The organism is Aliihoeflea sp. 40Bstr573 (assembly GCF_024105655.1).
In the GTDB taxonomy this organism is placed as follows: Bacteria; Pseudomonadota; Alphaproteobacteria; order Rhizobiales; family Rhizobiaceae; genus Aliihoeflea.
This window is the reverse complement of sequence record NZ_JAAAMH010000020.1, coordinates 35,509-53,100: the sequence shown is the minus strand read 5'-3', so window position 1 is coordinate 53,100 and position 17,592 is coordinate 35,509. Positions and strand designations below refer to the sequence as shown.

Genomic DNA, 17,592 nt, shown 5'->3' with positions numbered 1-17,592 from the left:
CGATCAGGCTGTGCAAACCCCGACCAGCTTCGCCTGATCGGGCGCTAACCGGCGCGCCCTTCACCAGCTCTAAACCGGGGTCCCTTTTGCGCGAAAATACAGGGTCCCGATTCCGTGGTCATTGACAGCGTCGAACCCGCTGCGGTCGTCCCTAAGGCGCACCCAGCCGGGACTGATGGCAGACATCGGCTTGGTGGACGCGGCACGACGCTTTGCGCCCCATGCTTCCCTCAGACGGCGCGCCTTCACCTCGCTCTCCTCGTTCGCCCGCATGAAGGTCATGACGGCCAAGATGAGGTCCATCGGGTTCATCCGAAGGCTCTCGTGGGTGTAGACCTTGCCGTCACTGAGTGTGACGACGGCAACCCCTGCTCGGGCTATGTCCTTCAGAGTGTCGAGCGCATCCAGTGCGTTCTCGCGCGACACGCGATCCAGGTTCTCCACGAGGAGATAAGAACCTTTCGCGATGTCGCCGGATTGGACGAACGACAGGAACTCGCCCAACATTCCATCGGTCTTGTTGCGCCCCTGCCAAGCCGACATCCCGAGGTCGTGGAAGTTGAACGAGGTGTCCAGGTCGAGCCCGTGGGTCGCGGCGTACCGCTCTCCTGCCTCAAGCTGACGGCGGAAGCTGTCGCCCTTCATCTGCTCGGGCGTTGAGAAACGAACGTAGGAGTAAGCCTTGGGGCGATTGGTCAGCGTGGTCATGGATCAGCTCGTAATGGGTTAGGGGTCTTCTGTCCATAACATGCTGATGATCGGGCCGCCCGGATCGGGCAAGTCGATGCTGGCGCAGCGCCTGCCATCGATCCTGCCGCCGCTGGCTCCCAGGGAACTGCTCGAGGTCTCGATGATCGCCTCCATCGCAGGCGAGCTCGCCGGCGGTAAGCTCTCGGACCGGCGGCCCTTTCGCAGTCCGCATCATTCGGCCTCGATGGCGGCGATGGTCGGCGGTGGCCTCAGGGCGCGGCCCGGCGAGGTGTCGCTGGCGCATAATGGCGTCCTCTTCCTCGACGAGTTTCCTGAATTCCAGCCGGTCGTGCTCGACTCCCTGCGCCAGCCGATCGAGAACGGCGAGAGCGTCATCGCCCGCGCCAATCACCGTGTCTCCTATCCGGCGCGTATCCAGCTCGTCGCGGCGATGAACCCTTGTCGGTGCGGAATGGCGGGCGAGCCGGGGCATCGTTGCGCGCGCGGGCCGCGCTGCCAATCCGACTACCAGGCGCGAATCTCGGGACCGCTCCTCGACCGCATCGACCTTCGCATCGAGGTACCCGCAGTCAGCGCCGCGGACCTCATTGCCCCGGGTCGGGCCGAGAAGAGCGAAACGGTCAGGGCTCGCGTTGCCGCCGCACGCCGATTGCAGGCGCAACGCTATGCCGCGCTCGGCCTTTCGCCGGCGACGACCAACGCGCATTGCAGTGCCGGCCTGATCGAGACCGTCGCCGCTCCCGACGAAGCCGGTGCAGCACTCCTGCGCGATGCAAGCGACAAGCTGAACCTGTCGGCCCGCGCCTATCACCGGGTCCTCAAGGTTGCACGCACGCTGGCCGATCTCGACGAAGCGGAGACGGTAGCGCGCATTCACCTTGCCGAGGCGATTTCGTACCGGATGGCCGGCGAGCGGTTGGCCGCGGCAGCGTAGCTCTCATCCGCAGCGACGCTGCGGAGGGGCGAAGGAGGAGAAGAGTTTGGGACCATTCGCAAACCGAACATAGCCAGGCATGATTGGCGGAGCGACGATCGGATGCGGCGCTGGCGTCGCTCGCGGCGCTGATAGGGCCCAGCGGTCGGTCCTTTCAGGCGCAGGGACTGAACTTGCGATGCGATGCCCTCGGGTCGTTCCGCTCCGAACCGGACGAATACGTCTATCGCGCAAAGCTGGCATTGTATGTGCCCGGCTTGGCAAATGATCGGTTCTTTCGCCAGTCAGACCTGCGACGCAGCTACGAGTGACCGGCAACAGAGCCCAATCGTAGGCAGGTACGTTGCGATTTTCGCTTCAAGCGGATCGCGCTTGGCATCGACGGGGGTCAATGATGCGCGGGCGGCTGGATCCATCGGCCGCCAAGAAAGCGGGTTCGGGTACGGCGTATCCGCCAACGCCGCTAATGGTCGGGCCTTGTTTGTGCGACGCGGGCGAATTTCTTCCCGTTGCATAGATCGACTGCTGCGCGCAGCCATCAAACGCCATCTCATCGCAGAATTTCCTGCGTCGGGCCGGACCCCGCCCAGGCCTGCAACACCGCGCCAAGGTCGCTGAGCCAGGCGCGAGAAATCGCCTTATTGCAGCGCGCCGACCAGCATGTTGCGGTCTTCGCGCAGCGTGACCCAATGACCGGTGTGGTTCGATGCCTGGCGCTTCAGGAACTTGTATCCGGTCGAATACCAGGGGCGCAGATCATTGTTCAGATTGTCGAGGATGAAATCGCCGCGATCGGTGCGTAATGTCAGGACCGCGTGGCCTTCCCCATCCGGCTTGCGCACGACCGTCAGGAGAATGTTGGAAAGAGGGATTCCGGCTTCCGCAAGACGCTTGCGCTTTTCGAGCGCATAGTCCTCACAATCGCCGACGCCATTGACCGGATAGGCCCACCACTCGTCGCGGCCATAGATTTCGAGGTCGCTGCGTGGCGAGACGGCGTCATTGACCGATCGATTGACGCTGTCGATCTTGCGCCAGAGAGCATTATCGATGGGGAGCGGCCCGCGGTCGATAGGACGGATCGAGCATTCCCCCGGGCTGCGCTGGCAGAGGTCGTAATGGCCGATCGGCTGCGACGTCAGCCCGCCGGCTTCCATCGCCGCGCCGGTCGTGGGCATGGCAGCCGCCGGCAGGGCCTGCGCGAAAGCGCCTGCCAGGATCGCGACCGCAAGCAATCGCAGTGATCTCGAAGAACCACCCATTCGCCCAATCCCCGACTTCGCACGATTTTCGTGTCGTTAACAAAAGGTTAAGGTCGGGTGATCGGCGGTGTCAATCGAGCGGCACGTTGCCCACACGCGTGAGAAGGCCGCTGTGACAATCCGCACACACAATTTTGCCCGCAAACCGGTCATTCGCACGGGCTCGCGGGTATTAACCATATGAGATGATTGCTTGGTTTGGATTGTCAGGCCGAGACTAGCCGAAACGGCTGTCGGGGGCCAGCGTCACGGCGCTGCGTTCCCCCTATGCGCTACGGGTGCCGACACAGCGAACGCCGCGCCCTCCTGACGCGCCGTCTGATTCGGCCGGGGCGTTCTCGCCAGCTTACGCGTGCTGGGGCCGCAACCGGCTTCGGCCAGCCATGGGCGGCCGACCGCGCCGAAATTCCGTCTACTGCGGCCAGCCGGCGACGGCCTTGACTTCGAGAAAGTCCTCGAGGCCATACTTGCCGCCTTCGCGGCCGAGGCCGGATTGCTTGTATCCACCGAAGGGCGAACCCGGCGCGCGGCTGGCGCCGTTAACCTGCACCATGCCGGCGCGCAGCTGGCGGGCAACGCGGCGGGCGCGCTCGGCATCGCCTGTCTGCACGTAGCTCGACAGCCCATAGGGCGTGTCGTTGGCGATGGCGACGGCCTCTTCCTCGCCTTCGAACGGGATCATCGCCAGCACTGGGCCGAACACTTCCTCGCGGGCGATCGTCATCTCGTTGGTGACGTCGGCGAATATGGTTGGGCGGACGTAATAGCCGCGGTTGAAGCCTTCCGGCCTGCCCGCGCCGCCAGCGACGACCTTTGCCCCCTCCTTGATGGCGATATCGATCAGGCCCTGCACCTTGTCGAACTGTGCCTGCGAGACGAGCGGGCCGATATGGTCGCCATCCTCGGCCGGATTGCCGACCTTGACCGTCCTGGCGTGTTCGCCGGCGAGTTCGACGGCGCGGTCGTAGACGGAACGTTCGACGAGCATGCGGGTCGGGGCGTTGCAGGACTGGCCCGTATTCTCGAAGCAGTGATCGAGGCCGCGCACGATTGCGGCTTCGAGGTCGCTGTCGGCGAAGACGATGTTGGGTGACTTGCCGCCCAGTTCCAGCGTCACGCGCTTGACCGTGTCGGCCGCAGCCTTGGTCACGGCGATGCCGGCGCGGGTCGAACCGGTGAACGACATCATGTCGATGCCCGGATGGCGCGACATCGCCTCTCCGACCGTCGGGCCGTCGCCATTGATCATGTTGAAGACGCCGGCGGGGAACCCGGCCGCATCCATGATCTCGGCGAAGACGATGGAGGAAAGCGGTGCGACCTCGGAGGGCTTCAGGACCACCGTGCAGCCGGCCGCGATCGCCGGCACGACCTTCAGCGTCACCTGGTTCATCGGCCAGTTCCACGGCGTGATGAGGCCGCAGACGCCGATCGGTTCATGGACGATGCGCTCCTGGGGATTGCGTTCGTCGAGCGGATGCTCGAACTCGAAATTCTTGAGCGTGCGAATGAAGGTCTTGATGTGGCTGACGCCGACCGCCGCCTGGCTTTCCATGGCGAGCTTCATTGGCGCGCCCATCTCGTCGGAGATGGCCTTCGCCATGTCCGCGACGCGAGCCTTGTAGGCTTCGAGCAGGCGCACCAGGGCGGCGATGCGCTCATCCTTGGAGGTGCCGCTCCAGGACGGGAAGGCGCGGCGGGCCGCTTCGACGGCTTTGTCGACATCGGCGGCGGAGCCGAGCGAGATGACGGCAAAAGGCTGCTCGTCGGCGGGATTGATCACCTCGAAGGTATTCGGCGCGCTCGGCGCAACCCAGCGTCCGGCGATGTAGAATTCTGTCTTCTCGATCATGTCGGTGTCCTTCGATGCGGCGGATTTTGCAGGTCCAGATAGCGTGCGGACAGGGCACGGCGATAGACCCCCAAAGCGAATTGGCGCGACGTATATTGCAGCGCAAAACGGCAAGCGCACGACGCAAACAGGCAAACTGGACCAATCACTGTCGGCCACTGTTGCAATTTGCCCGGATATGGTGATCCTTACGGCCAAAGCAAAGAATGTCCGGCCAAGACGCCAAGGACAACAGGGGAACAGTTGAATTCATGGTAAGCGTCAGCAATGGCGCGGACGGACCCGGATTCGTTCGCTTTCAAAACGTCCAGAAGAGCTATGACGGCGAGACACTGGTCGTCAAGAACTTGAACCTCGACATTGCGCAGGGCGAATTCCTGACGATGCTGGGGCCGTCCGGCTCTGGCAAGACGACCTGCCTGATGATGCTCGCCGGCTTCGAAAACGCGACCTATGGCGAAATCCGCATCAAGGGCGAGCGCATCGACAACGTGCCGCCGCACAAACGCGACATCGGCATGGTCTTCCAGAACTATGCTCTCTTCCCGCACATGACGGTTTCGGAGAACCTTGCCTTTCCGCTTAAGGTGCGATCGAAGCCGAAAGCGGAGATCGAGAGCCGCGTCAAGCGCGCGCTCGACATGGTCAAGCTTGGACAACTCGGCAACCGGATGCCCGCACAGCTTTCGGGCGGCCAGCAGCAGCGCGTCGCGGTCGCGCGCGCGCTCGTCTTCGAGCCGATGCTGGTGCTGATGGACGAGCCGCTCGGCGCACTCGACAAGAATCTGCGCGAGCAGATGCAGTACGAGATCAAGCACATTCACGACGATCTCGGCGTCACGGTCGTCTATGTCACGCACGACCAGACGGAAGCGCTGACGATGTCGGATCGCATCGCGGTGTTCGAGGACGGCGTGATCCAGCAGCTCGCGGCTCCGGCCGACCTTTACGAGCGGCCGGACAATGCCTTCGTCGCCTCCTTCATCGGCGAGAACAACAAGCTTGCTGGCAAGGTCGAGGCGATGAACGGCAGCAGCTGCGCGGTGCGGCTGACGGACGGATCGCTGATCCAGGCGCTGCCGGTCAACGTTTCAGGCGCCGGCGAGAAGACGACGCTATCGCTGCGGCCCGAGCGCGTGCGGATCGCCCCGCCAGACGGGACGGCCAACAGCTTCGAGGCGCGCGTCGAGGAACTGATCTATCTCGGCGACCACATCCGCACCCGGGTCAGCGTTTGCGGCAATCCTGATTTCATCATCAAGGTGCCGAATGCCGACACCAGCGCGTGGCTGGCAGCAGGCGAGACCGTGCGCGTGGGGTGGTCGGCGGAGGATTGCAGGGCGCTCGACGCCTGACAAGAATCGTCGTTTCGAGCGGCTAGGAAGAGCACGAAGCCGATGCAGGAACCATCGGCGAAACCAGAGGAGAACGTCATGAAGCATATACGTCTCAAGGTGATCGGTGCGGGCGCGGCAGTCAGCCTGCTCGCACTAGGTGCCTATGCCCAGGACCCGACTTCGATTACCGTCGTCTCGTGGGGCGGCGCCTATTCGGAAAGCCAGCAGCGTGCCTATCTCGACCCCTACATGGAAGAGAACCCGAATATCCGGTTCCTGAACGATGATGGATCGGCCAACGCGCTCGCCTCGCTGCGGGCCCAGTCGCAGGCCAACAACGTGACCTGGGATCTCGTCGACATGCTGCCGTCCGATGCGCAGCTGGCCTGCGACGAAGGCATCATCATGGAGATCGATGCCGACGAATGGCTCGCGCCGGCACCCGACGGCACGCCTGCCTCCGAAGACTTCCTGCCCGGCTCGCTCGGCGACTGCTTCATCCCCCAGATCGTCTATTCGACGGTCATTGGCTACAACACCGAGATGTTCGAAGGCGAGAAGCCGGACAGCATCGAGGACTTCTTCAACATCGAAGACTTCCCCGGCAAGCGCGCGATCCAGGACCGCCCGGCCGGCAATCTCGAATGGGCGCTTTACGCCGACGGCGTGCCGCTCGACGAAATCTACGAAACGCTCGAGACGCCCGAAGGCGTGGAGCGTGCCTTCGCCAAGCTCGACACGATCAAGAGTGAACTGATCTTCTGGACCGAAGGCGCGCAGGGCCCGCAGCTCCTCGCAGACAAGGAAGCAGCCTTTGCGACGAGCTATAACGGCCGTCTCTTCGCCGCCGCCGAGACGGAAAACCAGCCCTTCGAGATCATCTGGGACGGCCAGCTCGTCGAATGGGATGGATGGGTCGTGCCGGCAGGCGGCAGCAATGTCGAAGCCGTGAAGGAGTTCCTGCACTGGGCGACCGACACGCAGCGTCTTGCCGACCAGGCCAAGTACATCTCCTACGGCCCGGCCCGCGCCTCTTCGGCTCCGCTCGTCGGTCAGCATGAGGACCTCGGCATCGACATGGCACCGCACATGCCGACCAACCCGGACAACTACGCGGCGCCAATCGTCCTCAACAACGATTTCTGGACCGACTACGGCGACGAGCTGCGCGAGCGCTACGCGAGCTGGATGCTCCAGTAGACCCGGAACGGATGCGGGCGTCCCGGCGCCCGCATCCCTCAATCATTCGACGGTACCGCAGGACGCGCCCTGCGAGGAGTTTTCAGCCGATGGCACACGCAGCGCTCGACCCGGCCGCTTCTTCCGCCGACCCCGGCCCGCGGGACATGGTCACCGCCGACGGCGTGCCGCTCAAACTCTCGCTCAAGCGCGCCGAACGCCGGCGCAAGATCACGGCCTTCCTGCTCGTTGCGCCACTGCTCGCCTTCATCCTCATCACCTTCGTCATTCCCATCGGCCAGATGATGTGGCGGAGCGTCGACAATCCGGTGATCGGCACCGTCCTGCCGCAGACGATCGAAACGCTCTCCGATTGGGACGGGGAAGACCTTCCCTCCGAGGAAACCTACGCCGCGCTCGTCTCCGACCTCGCGGCCGCGCAGGAAAACCGCTCGGTCGGTCAACTCGCCATTCGCCTCAACTACGAACTCTCCGGCGCGCGCAGCCTCGTCGCAGGTCTGGCGCGGGAAGCCGACGAACTCGAGGCGCCGTTCCGTGAGGCGGTGATCGACGACAACCGCCGCTGGGGCGAGATGCAGATCTGGCACATCCTCAAGCGCGAGGGTCGCCCCTACACGACCGCCCACTACATCTCGGCCGTCGACATGCGGTACAACGCCGACGGCGAACTCGTCAGGCAACCGGCAACGCAGCGCGTCTACGTCCAGCTCTTCCTGCGCACGCTCGCCCTTTCGGTCGCCATCACCTGCACGACCCTCCTGCTCGGCTATCCCATCGCCTTCCTGCTCGCATCGCTGCCGATGCGTACGTCGAACCTCCTGATGATCTTCGTCCTACTGCCGTTCTGGACTTCGCTCCTGGTGCGGACGACGGCCTGGATCGTTCTGTTGCAGCAGCAGGGCGTCATCAACGACTTGCTGGTCTGGTCCGGCATCATTTCCAACAGCGGCCGGCTGCCGATGATCCACAATGCCGTCGGCACGGTCATCGCCATGACGCATGTGCTTTTGCCCTTCATGGTGCTGCCGCTTTACAGCGTGATGAAGGGCATCTCGCCCTCCTATATGCGCGCGGCGCGTTCGCTCGGTGCGAACAACTGGACGGCATTCTGGAAGGTCTATGTACCGCTGACCGTTCCGGGCATCGGCGCCGGCGCGATCCTCGTCTTCATCATCTCGATCGGCTACTACATCACCCCGGCGCTCGTGGGCGGGCAAAGCGGCCAGATGATCTCGAACCTGATCGCCTTCCACATGCAGAATTCGCTGAACTGGGGCCTCGCCGCCGCGCTCGGCACGATCCTGCTTGCCGGCGTCCTGATCCTCTACTGGGTCTACAACCGCATCGTCGGCATCGACAACGTCAAGCTGGGCTGAGGACGAGACCATGGCGCTTCCCACCTATGCCGGCCCGCTCGAACGCACCTGGTACTATGCGTTCCGCATCTTCTGCGGACTGGTACTCTTCTTTTTGATCGCACCGATCCTGGTAATCATTCCGCTATCCTTCAACGTGCAGCCCTATTTCACCTATACGCGCGAGATGCTGACGTTCGATCCGGACGGCTATTCGTTGCGCTGGTACCAGGAATTCTGGAACTCGACAGCGTGGATGAACTCGATCCGCAACTCGCTGATAATCGGCGTGTTCGCAACGCTGATCGCGACTGTGCTCGGAACGCTCGCCGCGCTCGGCCTGTCGCGCCGCGAGATGCCGTTCCGGGGCCTGATCATGGGGCTGTTGATCTCGCCGATGATCGTGCCGCTCATCATCTCGGCCGCCGGCATGTTCTTCTTCTATTCGAGCATCGGTCTCGCGGGAACACTCCCGGGGGTGATCATGGCCCACGCCGCGCTCGGCACGCCCTTCGTCATCATCACCGTGACGGCGACGCTGGTGGGCTTCGACCATTCGCTGACGCGTGCGGCAGCCGGCCTTGGCGCCTCGCCGGCGACGGCGTTCCGCAAGATCACCATGCCGCTGATCCTGCCCGGCGTGATCTCCGGCGCACTCTTCGCCTTCATCACCTCCTTCGACGAGATCGTCATCGTCCTCTTCCTCGCCGGCGTCGAGCAGCGCACCATCCCCCGCGAGATGTGGTCGGGCATACGCGAGCAGATCAGCCCGACGATTCTTGCGGTCGCCACCGTGCTGGTGCTCTTCTCGATCGCGCTCCTGACGACGATCGAGCTGCTGCGCCGCAGGTCGGAGCGGATGCGGGGCATGTCGCCGCACTGACGATCGCGGGGATTGGCATGCGGGTTGCTCCGCTCGCGGCGAACAGCGATCTTCACCGAGGCACATGACTTGAACATGATCCGCACTGGCCAGCCGATCCTGCAGCGCGTGCGCGCGACCGGGCGGCTTTCGGTGAAATATTCGGCAGGCAAGACACGGCTCGACCGCCTCTTCCAGGAAGGCGCGGCGAAAATCCGCTTTCCCGCGCCCGAAAGTGAGGCGCTGGAAGCGGTGCTGATCAATACGGCCGGCGGGCTGACCGGCGGCGACCGGGTCGCCTGGACCGTCGAGGCAGCGCCGGAAACCCGCCTGACCCTGACGACGCAGGCTTGCGAAAAGATCTACCGTGCCGGCAGCGGACATGCGGGTGTCGCCGTTTCGATCACGGCCGGAACGCGGGCGCGGATCGCCTGGCTGCCGCAGGAAACGATCCTGTTTGACCGCTCGGCGCTTCGGCGCCGTCTCGATATAGAACTGGCCGAGGGCAGCGAGGCGCTTCTTCTGGAGGCAACGATTTTCGGCCGTCGGGCGATGGGCGAAGTCGTTGGAGAGGCGCTGTTCCACGATCGCTGGCGGGTACGCGTCGACGGCAGGCTGATCCATGCCGAGGACTTTCGTATCGGACCAGACATCGCGGGACAACTCGGCAGCCCGGTGGTTGCGAGCGGGGGGCGAGCCGTGGCCACGCTGCTGATGACCGGCGATGGGGCCGAAGGACTGCTCGAACCGGCGCGCGCGATCATCGGAACGAACGGCGGAGCGAGTTTCTGGCGCATCGGTCCGACTGGCAAGCTTCTTGCCAGACTTGTCGCAACGGACGGCTACGCCCTGCGGGCGCAGCTGATCCCCCTAGTTGGCCTGCTCAACGGACAGGCAGGACTGCCCAAAATTTGGACAAGCTGAGAGTGACGCAATGAATTTGACGCCTCGGGAAAAGGACAAGCTCTTGATCGCCATGGCGGCGATCGTGGCCCGAAAGCGGCTCGAGCGCGGGGTCAAGCTCAACCATCCCGAGGCCATCGCGCTCATCACCGACTTCGTTGTCGAAGGCGCACGCGACGGGCGCTCGGTTGCCGACCTGATGGAAGCGGGCGCGCATGTGATCGGCCGCGACCAGGTCATGGACGGTATTGCCGAGATGATCCACGACGTACAGGTGGAGGCCACCTTTCCCGACGGGACCAAGCTCGTGACCGTCCACGAGCCGATCCGCTAAATTTTGCGAAGGAGCATTGAAACGATGCGATTGAGACGACTTCTGACCCCTGCGCTTGCAATGCTGGCAGCAAGCGCCACGCCCGCCTTCGCGCATCTCGACCCGGCCGATCACGGCTCGTTCATGGCCGGTTTCACACATCCGCTGTTCGGCACCGATCACGTGCTGGCGATGGCCGCCGTCGGTCTGTGGGCCGCGATGCTGGGCGGTCGGGCGATCTGGGCCGTTCCGGCATCGTTTGTTGCCGTCATGGGGATCGGCTTCCTTGCCGCCATGGTCGGCATGCCGCTGCTTTTCGTCGAGCCGACGATCCTCGCATCGGTCGTTGCCATCGGCATCCTTGTCGCGTTCGCCGTTCCGGTCCCCGTGCCGCTCGGCATGGCGATCGTCGGCTTTTTTGCACTCTTCCACGGCCATGCGCATGGCGGCGAGATCGGCGAAGCGGCGGCCATCGGCTACGCCTTCGGCTTTGCGCTCGCCACAGCCCTGCTACACGCCGCCGGCGTCGCTGCCGGCCTGGGGCTGGGTCGCGCTTCCGGCAGCAAGGCGGGCCGGTCGATCAGCCGCATGGCGGGTGGGGCAACCGCGCTCGCGGGCGTCTGGCTGATGGTCGCGGGATGACGGCGCGATGATCCCCGGAGAAATCATCCCAGCAGCGGGCGAGATCGAGCTCAATTCGGGCAAGGCCGCAGTCCGCGTCAAGGTTGCGAACACTGGCGACCGGCCGATCCAGGTCGGCAGCCATTACCATTTCTTCGAGGTCAACGAAGGCTTGGCGTTCGATCGCGAAGCCGCGCGCGGCATGCGGCTCGACATCGCAGCCGGCACCGCCGTACGTTTTGAACCTGGTCAGGAACGCGATGTGACGCTGGTGCCTATCGGCGGAGCCCGCCGCATCTTCGGGTTCCAGCAAAAGATCATGGGCGCGCTCTAGATGCCCATGGCTTCAGTCCGTCGCGTCGGCGTCCGCGGGCTCTTCTTCGTCCGCAGTCGTCTCGTCCGCAGTCGTCTCGGGCGTAGCGCCAGCCGGTGCTGCGCCTGCGACAAAAATCGTCGCCGCGCGGTTCTCGTTGGCAAATTCGATGGCGACGATGTCGCGCACCAGGATCTGGCGGGAATCCACCGCATGAAAGAAGATGGCGCTGCCTTCGATGGACTGTTGCAGTTCGACGATCTGGTCGGCGAATTCCTCCCGCTTTTCCGTGATGCCGCTATCTCCCTCTCCGACTTCGGGCAGGAAGACGATTTCGACCTCGTCGATGTTGAAGGCGCGGCGGACGATGCGCGCATTGTCCATCGTCGCCTCGATCGCGGCGATGACGCGCTCGCTCTCGTCGACGGCACTCTTCTCCTCGGTCTTCACGTCGCTGCCCACGATGGTGTCGATGGCCCCTTCGCTGTCGAGGCCCTGCGCCAAGGCCGGGTGGGCACCAATCGCCAGCGCGCCGGCCAGGATGACCGCCAGGGGCGTGCGATTGCGGAACTTGGTCTGAGCCATTTCAATGGGTCCTTCGGTCGAGCTTTTCGCCATGGTTCTATCGCGGGGATCTGGTGGACGGCCACCCGTGCCGCAACTGCGAAGCACGTTCTCCCTAACATAAAAAAACGGCGCGGGTCCAAGCCCGCGCCGCTTTGTCGCTACTCGAAAAACACGTTACTCGACATAGACGATCAGTCCGCCGTCGGCGCCCATTTCGGTCGCGACCACATCGTCGGCGGCGACGTCCTCGGCCTCGAGCGCGGTGGTTACGGCCGTATTGGCCTCGAGCGCGGCCTGAAGCTCGGTGATCTCCGCCTCGCTCTCGGTCTTGGCCGTCGCGAGGGCCGACATGTCGGCACCTTCGAGTTCGCCGATCTTGATCACCTCGACGCTGCCCACCTCGGACATCGCTTCGATGGCCGTCGTGCTGGACGCGTTGCTTTCGATCGCCGACAATGCACTGTCAAAGGTGGCTTGCGAACCGATTGCGGCGGTCGTGCCGGCATCGGTTTCGGTGTCGGTCATCGTGCCCGTGGTCGTATCCGTGCCGGCACTGCCGCTCGCGCCCGCCTCGACATCCGTATCGACGCCCGCACCACCGTTGACGCCTCCGGTCACGCCCGTCTCGGCGTTGACGCCGCCGGTCACTCCACCGCCGACCCCCGTCTGGGCGAGCGCGGGGGCAACCATCATGGATGCGCCCATCAGGGCGGCGGTCGTCAGTCCAATAATCCGTTTCATCGTGAAAGTCCTCTTTGGTTCGATTTGAAATCTGTCCCTTGCTCACGATCACCGCTTGGAAGCGGCTGGAAGGGAAATGTCGAACCAGGCGACCGGTTGCAGGCGGATCGGGGTCATTCGCTGGTGATTTCGTGGCAGCACGTTGTGCAATGTGGCGCGAGCGTGTCGAGCCAGCCCCAAGCCCTTGGCATCATTGAATCTGCAGGAGCCTTCCATGCCTAGCCGCCTCTCCCGTGCTGCCTATGCCCGCATGTTCGGACCAACCACCGGCGACAAGGTTCGGCTGGCCGACACGGAACTGTTCGTGGAGGTTGAGCGCGACTTTACCGTTTACGGCGAGGAGGTGAAGTTCGGCGGCGGCAAGGTGATCCGCGACGGCATGGGGCAAAGTCAGGCCGCGCGTAGCGAAGGCGCTGTCGACACCGTCATCACGAATGTGCTCGTCGTCGACCATACCGGCATCTTCAAGGCCGATATCGGGCTGAAGGACGGGCGCATCCATTCGATCGGCAAGGCCGGCAATCCCGATACGCAAGACGGGGTGACGATCATCGTCGGTCCGGGCACCGAGGCCATTGCAGGCGAAGGCAAGATCCTCACCGCTGGCGGTTTCGACGCACATATCCATTTCATCTGCCCGCAGCAGATCGACGAGGCCCTGACGGCCGGCATGACGACTATGCTGGGCGGCGGCACCGGGCCGGCGCACGGCACGCTCGCCACCACCTGCACGCCCGGGCCTTGGCACATGGCGCGGATGATCCAGTCCTTCGACGCGTTTCCGATGAATATCGGCCTCTCGGGCAAGGGCAACGCCTCGCGGCCGAAGGCGCTTGAGGAGATGGTGCTTGGCGGCGCCTGCGCGCTCAAGCTGCACGAAGACTGGGGTACGACCCCGGCGGCGATCGACTGCTGCCTGACCGTCGCGGACGATCACGACATCCAGATCATGATCCACACGGACACGCTGAACGAAAGCGGGTTCGTGGAGAACACGATCGACGCGATCAAAGGACGGACGATCCACGCTTTCCACACCGAAGGGGCAGGCGGCGGCCATGCACCGGACATCATCAAGGTGTGCGGGTTCGACAATTTCATCCCTTCCTCCACCAATCCCACGCGGCCCTATACGGTGAACACGATCGCCGAGCATCTCGACATGCTGATGGTGTGCCATCACCTGTCGCCGTCGATTCCCGAGGACGTCGCCTTCGCCGAAAGCCGCATCCGCAAGGAGACCATCGCGGCCGAGGACATCCTGCACGACATGGGCGCGTTCTCGATCATCTCATCTGACAGCCAAGCCATGGGCCGCGTCGGTGAAGTGCCGATCCGCACCTGGCAGACGGCCGACAAGATGAAGCGCCAGCGCGGGCGGCTGAAGGAGGAGGCGGGAGACAACGACAATTTCCGCGTGCGCCGCTACATCGCGAAATACACGATCAACCCGGCCATCGCGCACGGACTGTCGAAGGAGATCGGTTCGGTCGAGGTCGGCAAGCGCGCGGACCTGGTTCTCTGGAACCCGGCCTTCTTCGGCGTGAAGCCGGACATGGTGCTCGTCGGCGGGACGATCGCAGCGGCGCCGATGGGCGACCCGAACGCCTCGATCCCGACGCCGCAGCCGGTGCACTACCGGCCGATGTTCGGCGCCTTCGGCAAGGCGATCACCAATTCCTCCGTCACCTTCGTCTCGAGGGCCGCGCTCGACTATGGACTCAAGGATCGCCTCGGCGTCGAGAAATCGATGGTCGCGGTCGAGAATACGCGCGGGGGGATCGGCAAGCGCTCGATGATCCTCAACGACGCGACGCCGCATATCGACGTCGATCCGGAGACCTACGAAGTGCGCGCCGATGGAGAACTCCTGACCTGCGAGCCGGCGACCGTGCTGCCGATGGCGCAACGCTACTTTCTGTTCTAGCGTGCCCCGGCACCCACGGGAGGTATCATGATCTACGTTTTCGCCACGCTCACCATCAAGCCCGACACGCTCGAGCATCTGCGCGAACCGGCGCGCATCTGCCGCGAGGCAACTTTGAATGAGGATGGGTGCATGGCCTACGACCTTCACCTGGACATAGCGAACCCTGAGCGGCTTGTGTTCGTGGAGAAATGGGAGACGCGCGAAGCGCTGACGGCGCATTCGAAGTCCGCCCATGTCGCCGCCTGGCGGGAGGCGAGTGCGCCGTACCTGGTCGAGCGCAGGATCGAGATCGTCCATCCCGAAAAGGTGGAGAACCACTGATGTACCAGGCCGTCGGATCACCCGGCTCGCGGCTGACGCGGGTCACCTGGATGCTTGAAGAACTCGGCCAGTCCTACGAAGTCATCAAGGCGAAGATGCACACGGAGACGATGCTTCGCTACAATCCGAGCGGGAAGATGCCGGCGCTGGCCGATGGCGACGTGGTCGTCACGGATTCCGCCGCGATCGTCTTCTACCTCGCCGACAAGCACGCACAGCAAGGCATGGGCGGCACGACGCCGGCTGAACGGGCCGAAATCGCCTCCTGGATGTTTTTCGCCCAGGCCGAACTCGAAGCTCCGCTGTGGAACAGGCTGAAACACGCCTTCCGCCTGCCCGACGATCAGCGCGCCGAAGTCGGCCCCTGGTGCAAGGCGGAATTCGCGCAGGAGATCGGCAATTTCGAGAAGCGTCTCGGCGACCGCGCGTTCGCGACGGGCGACCGCTTCACCGCCGCCGACGTGATCCTCGGCCATTGCGGGCAATGGGCGCGCGGGGCGAAGTTCGAAATCGGTTCGGACCGGATCAACGCCTATTTCGACCGGGTCCTCGCGAGGCCGGCGCTCGCGCGCGCCAAGGAGCGCGAGAAGGAGGCTTCCGCCGCATGATGTTTCGCGCAAACAGCGTGGTGGAGACGAACGCGCGCGGCGACCGCAAGATCGCCGGCACGGTCACGCTTGCCCATGACGAGCGGCACCTGCGCCGCAAACTGCTGATCCTCGACAATGGCGCGCGCGTGCTGGTCGACCTTCCCCAGCCCGTTGCGCTCCATGCCGGCGACAGCCTGCTTCTCGACAATGGTGCGCTGGCGCAGGTTGCGGCCGCTGAGGAAGACCTCATCGAAATCCGCCCGCGGGACCGGCTTCATCTCGTCGAACTCGCCTGGCATATCGGCAACCGACATCTCGCAGCGCAGATCGACGAGGACCGCATCCTCATCCTGCGCGACCACGTGATCGAGACGATGCTGGAGGGGTTGGGAGCGGGCGTTCGCCACGTGCGGGCCGGGTTCGAGCCGGTGCGCGGCGCCTATTCCGGCAAGGCCCACGGGCACGACCATCATCATTCGCACAGCCACGACGATGGCTGAGCCGCTTCACGCGCTGCGGCTGATGGCGTGGCTGTCGCCGGCCTTTCCGGTCGGCTCGTTCAGCTACAGCCATGGGCTGGAGCGGGCGGTGGCGGACGGCCATGTCGATGATTTCGGCGCATGGCTCGACGGGCTGATGCGGCATGGCACCGGGTGGAACGACGCGGTGCTGGTGGCCGAGGCCTGGCGGCGCGGGCGCGACGGCTGCGAGCTCGGTGACCTTGCCGAACTCGGCGAGGCGATGGCAGGTTCGGCGGAACGGCATCTGGAGACGATGGCGCAGGGGCAGGCCTTTGCGAAGGCGGTCGCCGGATGGACCGAAGGGCTCGCGCTGCCGGCAAAAGCTCCCTACCCCGTCTTCTTCGGCGCTTCGGCAGGATTCAACGGACTTGCGCTCGATCAGGCGATCGCGGCCTATCTGCAGGCCTTTGTCTCGAACCAGATTCAGGCCGGAATCCGCCTCTCTCTTCTCGGCCAGGAGCGCGGCGTGGCCCTCTTGCGCGAGATGGAGACGACGATCCTCGACATCGCTGCGCTGGCGGCCGGCTCCACCATCGACGATCTCGGCGGCGCGGCCTTTATCGCCGAAATCGCCGCCATGAACCACGAAACCCAATATTCGAGGCTGTTCCGCTCATGACTTCTTCCAACGGACCCTTGCGAGTCGGCATCGGCGGGCCGGTCGGCTCTGGCAAGACGACGCTGACCGAAAAGCTGTGCAAGGCGATGCGCGAGCGCTATTCCGTCGCGGTCGTGACCAACGACATCTACACCAAGGAAGACGCGATGGCTCTGGTGCGCCTGCAGGCGCTTTCGGAAGACCGCATCCTCGGGGTGGAGACGGGCGGGTGCCCGCACACCGCCATCCGCGAGGACGCATCGATCAACCTGCAGGCGATCGACCAGCTCACCGCGCGCATTCCCGGTCTCGACATCGTCTTCATCGAATCGGGGGGCGACAATCTGGCAGCGACCTTTTCGCCCGACCTCGCCGATCTGACGCTTTACGTCATTTCGGTCTGCCAGGGCGGCGACATTCCGCGCAAGGGCGGGCCCGGCATCACGCGCTCGGACTTTCTGGTGGTCAACAAGGCTGATCTCGCGCCTTACGTGAACGTCGATCTCGACCAGATGGAGCGCGACGCGAAGAAGGCGCGCGCGGGAAAGCCCTTCGCCTTCACCGACCTGTCGCGCGGCAAGGGTGTCGCCGAAATCGTCGACTTCCTCGTCGAGCATGGCGGATTGGATCAATTGCGCCAGGCAAGCTGAGGGTTGCGCCG

General features: G+C 64.3%; 19 protein-coding genes and 1 pseudogene. 15 read left to right on the top strand and 5 right to left on the bottom strand.

The window, feature by feature from the left end:
- Positions 1 to 69: 69 nt before the first annotated feature.
- Positions 70 to 708 (bottom strand): recombinase family protein, encoded by a 639-nt coding sequence (locus GTK01_RS17790; RefSeq protein WP_252928555.1) that lies wholly within the window; start codon positions 706 to 708, stop codon positions 70 to 72.
- Positions 709 to 742: 34 nt separating this feature from the next.
- On the opposite strand from GTK01_RS17790, the pseudogene GTK01_RS17785 reads away from it, so the two are divergent.
- Positions 743 to 1,645: pseudogene (locus GTK01_RS17785) on the top strand (YifB family Mg chelatase-like AAA ATPase); the annotation flags it as partial.
- A 638-nt stretch (positions 1,646 to 2,283) separates the two neighbouring features.
- Here GTK01_RS17785 and GTK01_RS17780 read toward each other — a convergent pair.
- Positions 2,284 to 2,907 carry a transglutaminase-like cysteine peptidase gene (locus GTK01_RS17780; protein WP_252928552.1) on the bottom strand — a complete coding sequence of 208 codons (624 nt, stop codon included), beginning with the start codon at positions 2,905 to 2,907 and terminating at the stop codon, positions 2,284 to 2,286.
- Positions 2,908 to 3,319: 412 nt separating this feature from the next.
- On the bottom strand, positions 3,320 to 4,759 hold the full coding sequence (locus GTK01_RS17775; protein ID WP_252928549.1) for an aldehyde dehydrogenase family protein: 1,440 nt from the start codon (positions 4,757 to 4,759) through the stop codon (positions 3,320 to 3,322).
- A 251-nt stretch (positions 4,760 to 5,010) separates the two neighbouring features.
- Between GTK01_RS17775 and GTK01_RS17770 the strand changes: the two genes are divergently transcribed.
- The 8 genes from GTK01_RS17770 (at position 5,011) to GTK01_RS17735 (ending at position 11,684) form a co-directional block, all read left to right on the top strand.
- A complete protein-coding gene (locus GTK01_RS17770; RefSeq protein ID WP_252928547.1) occupies positions 5,011 to 6,114 on the top strand; it encodes an ABC transporter ATP-binding protein in 1,104 nt (367 codons plus the stop codon).
- A 78-nt stretch (positions 6,115 to 6,192) separates the two neighbouring features.
- Positions 6,193 to 7,296, top strand: a complete 1,104-nt coding sequence (locus tag GTK01_RS17765; protein ID WP_252928544.1) for an extracellular solute-binding protein — start codon at positions 6,193 to 6,195, stop codon at positions 7,294 to 7,296.
- Between the two features lie 89 nt (positions 7,297 to 7,385).
- Positions 7,386 to 8,672, top strand: coding sequence for an ABC transporter permease (locus GTK01_RS17760; RefSeq protein ID WP_252928542.1), 1,287 nt, complete (start codon positions 7,386 to 7,388; stop codon positions 8,670 to 8,672).
- A gap of 10 nt (positions 8,673 to 8,682) precedes the next feature.
- Positions 8,683 to 9,534, top strand: coding sequence for an ABC transporter permease (locus tag GTK01_RS17755; RefSeq protein ID WP_252928540.1), 852 nt, complete (start codon positions 8,683 to 8,685; stop codon positions 9,532 to 9,534).
- A gap of 75 nt (positions 9,535 to 9,609) precedes the next feature.
- Complete coding sequence (locus tag GTK01_RS17750; RefSeq protein ID WP_252928537.1) at positions 9,610 to 10,437, top strand: urease accessory protein UreD; 828 nt, start codon at positions 9,610 to 9,612, stop codon at positions 10,435 to 10,437.
- 10 nt (positions 10,438 to 10,447) lie between these two features.
- Positions 10,448 to 10,750 (top strand): urease subunit gamma, encoded by a 303-nt coding sequence (locus tag GTK01_RS17745; RefSeq protein ID WP_252928535.1) that lies wholly within the window; start codon positions 10,448 to 10,450, stop codon positions 10,748 to 10,750.
- A 30-nt stretch (positions 10,751 to 10,780) separates the two neighbouring features.
- The gene (locus tag GTK01_RS17740; protein ID WP_371924391.1) at positions 10,781 to 11,371 is read left to right on the top strand and encodes a HupE/UreJ family protein; all 591 of its coding nucleotides are present in this window, start codon (positions 10,781 to 10,783) and stop codon (positions 11,369 to 11,371) included.
- 7 nt (positions 11,372 to 11,378) lie between these two features.
- Positions 11,379 to 11,684, top strand: a complete 306-nt coding sequence (locus tag GTK01_RS17735; RefSeq protein WP_252928531.1) for an urease subunit beta — start codon at positions 11,379 to 11,381, stop codon at positions 11,682 to 11,684.
- A gap of 12 nt (positions 11,685 to 11,696) precedes the next feature.
- Here GTK01_RS17735 and GTK01_RS17730 read toward each other — a convergent pair whose 3' ends face one another.
- The gene (locus GTK01_RS17730; protein WP_252928518.1) at positions 11,697 to 12,248 is read right to left on the bottom strand and encodes a hypothetical protein; all 552 of its coding nucleotides are present in this window, start codon (positions 12,246 to 12,248) and stop codon (positions 11,697 to 11,699) included.
- Positions 12,249 to 12,404: 156 nt separating this feature from the next.
- Positions 12,405 to 12,971, bottom strand: coding sequence for a hypothetical protein (locus GTK01_RS17725; protein ID WP_252928515.1), 567 nt, complete (start codon positions 12,969 to 12,971; stop codon positions 12,405 to 12,407).
- 214 nt (positions 12,972 to 13,185) lie between these two features.
- On the opposite strand from GTK01_RS17725, the gene ureC reads away from it, so the two are divergent.
- Genes ureC through ureG form a run of 6 tightly spaced genes read left to right on the top strand, consistent with a single transcriptional unit; the run spans position 13,186 to position 17,581 of the window.
- Complete coding sequence (gene ureC, locus GTK01_RS17720) at positions 13,186 to 14,898, top strand: urease subunit alpha (RefSeq protein WP_252928513.1); 1,713 nt, start codon at positions 13,186 to 13,188, stop codon at positions 14,896 to 14,898.
- 27 nt (positions 14,899 to 14,925) lie between these two features.
- Positions 14,926 to 15,222 (top strand): putative quinol monooxygenase, encoded by a 297-nt coding sequence (locus GTK01_RS17715; protein ID WP_252928511.1) that lies wholly within the window; start codon positions 14,926 to 14,928, stop codon positions 15,220 to 15,222.
- Positions 15,222 to 15,830: a glutathione S-transferase family protein gene (locus tag GTK01_RS17710; RefSeq protein ID WP_252928502.1), complete on the top strand. Its 609-nt coding sequence runs from the start codon at positions 15,222 to 15,224 to the stop codon at positions 15,828 to 15,830. The genes GTK01_RS17715 and GTK01_RS17710 overlap by 1 nt, the downstream gene beginning before the upstream one ends.
- Positions 15,827 to 16,312, top strand: coding sequence for an urease accessory protein UreE (locus GTK01_RS17705; protein WP_252928501.1), 486 nt, complete (start codon positions 15,827 to 15,829; stop codon positions 16,310 to 16,312). The genes GTK01_RS17710 and GTK01_RS17705 overlap by 4 nt, the downstream gene beginning before the upstream one ends.
- The gene (locus tag GTK01_RS17700) at positions 16,305 to 16,952 is read left to right on the top strand and encodes an urease accessory protein UreF (protein ID WP_252928499.1); all 648 of its coding nucleotides are present in this window, start codon (positions 16,305 to 16,307) and stop codon (positions 16,950 to 16,952) included. The genes GTK01_RS17705 and GTK01_RS17700 overlap by 8 nt, the downstream gene beginning before the upstream one ends.
- Positions 16,949 to 17,581: an urease accessory protein UreG gene (ureG, locus tag GTK01_RS17695; protein WP_252928497.1), complete on the top strand. Its 633-nt coding sequence runs from the start codon at positions 16,949 to 16,951 to the stop codon at positions 17,579 to 17,581. The genes GTK01_RS17700 and ureG overlap by 4 nt, the downstream gene beginning before the upstream one ends.
- The last annotated feature ends 11 nt before the right edge of the window (positions 17,582 to 17,592 follow it).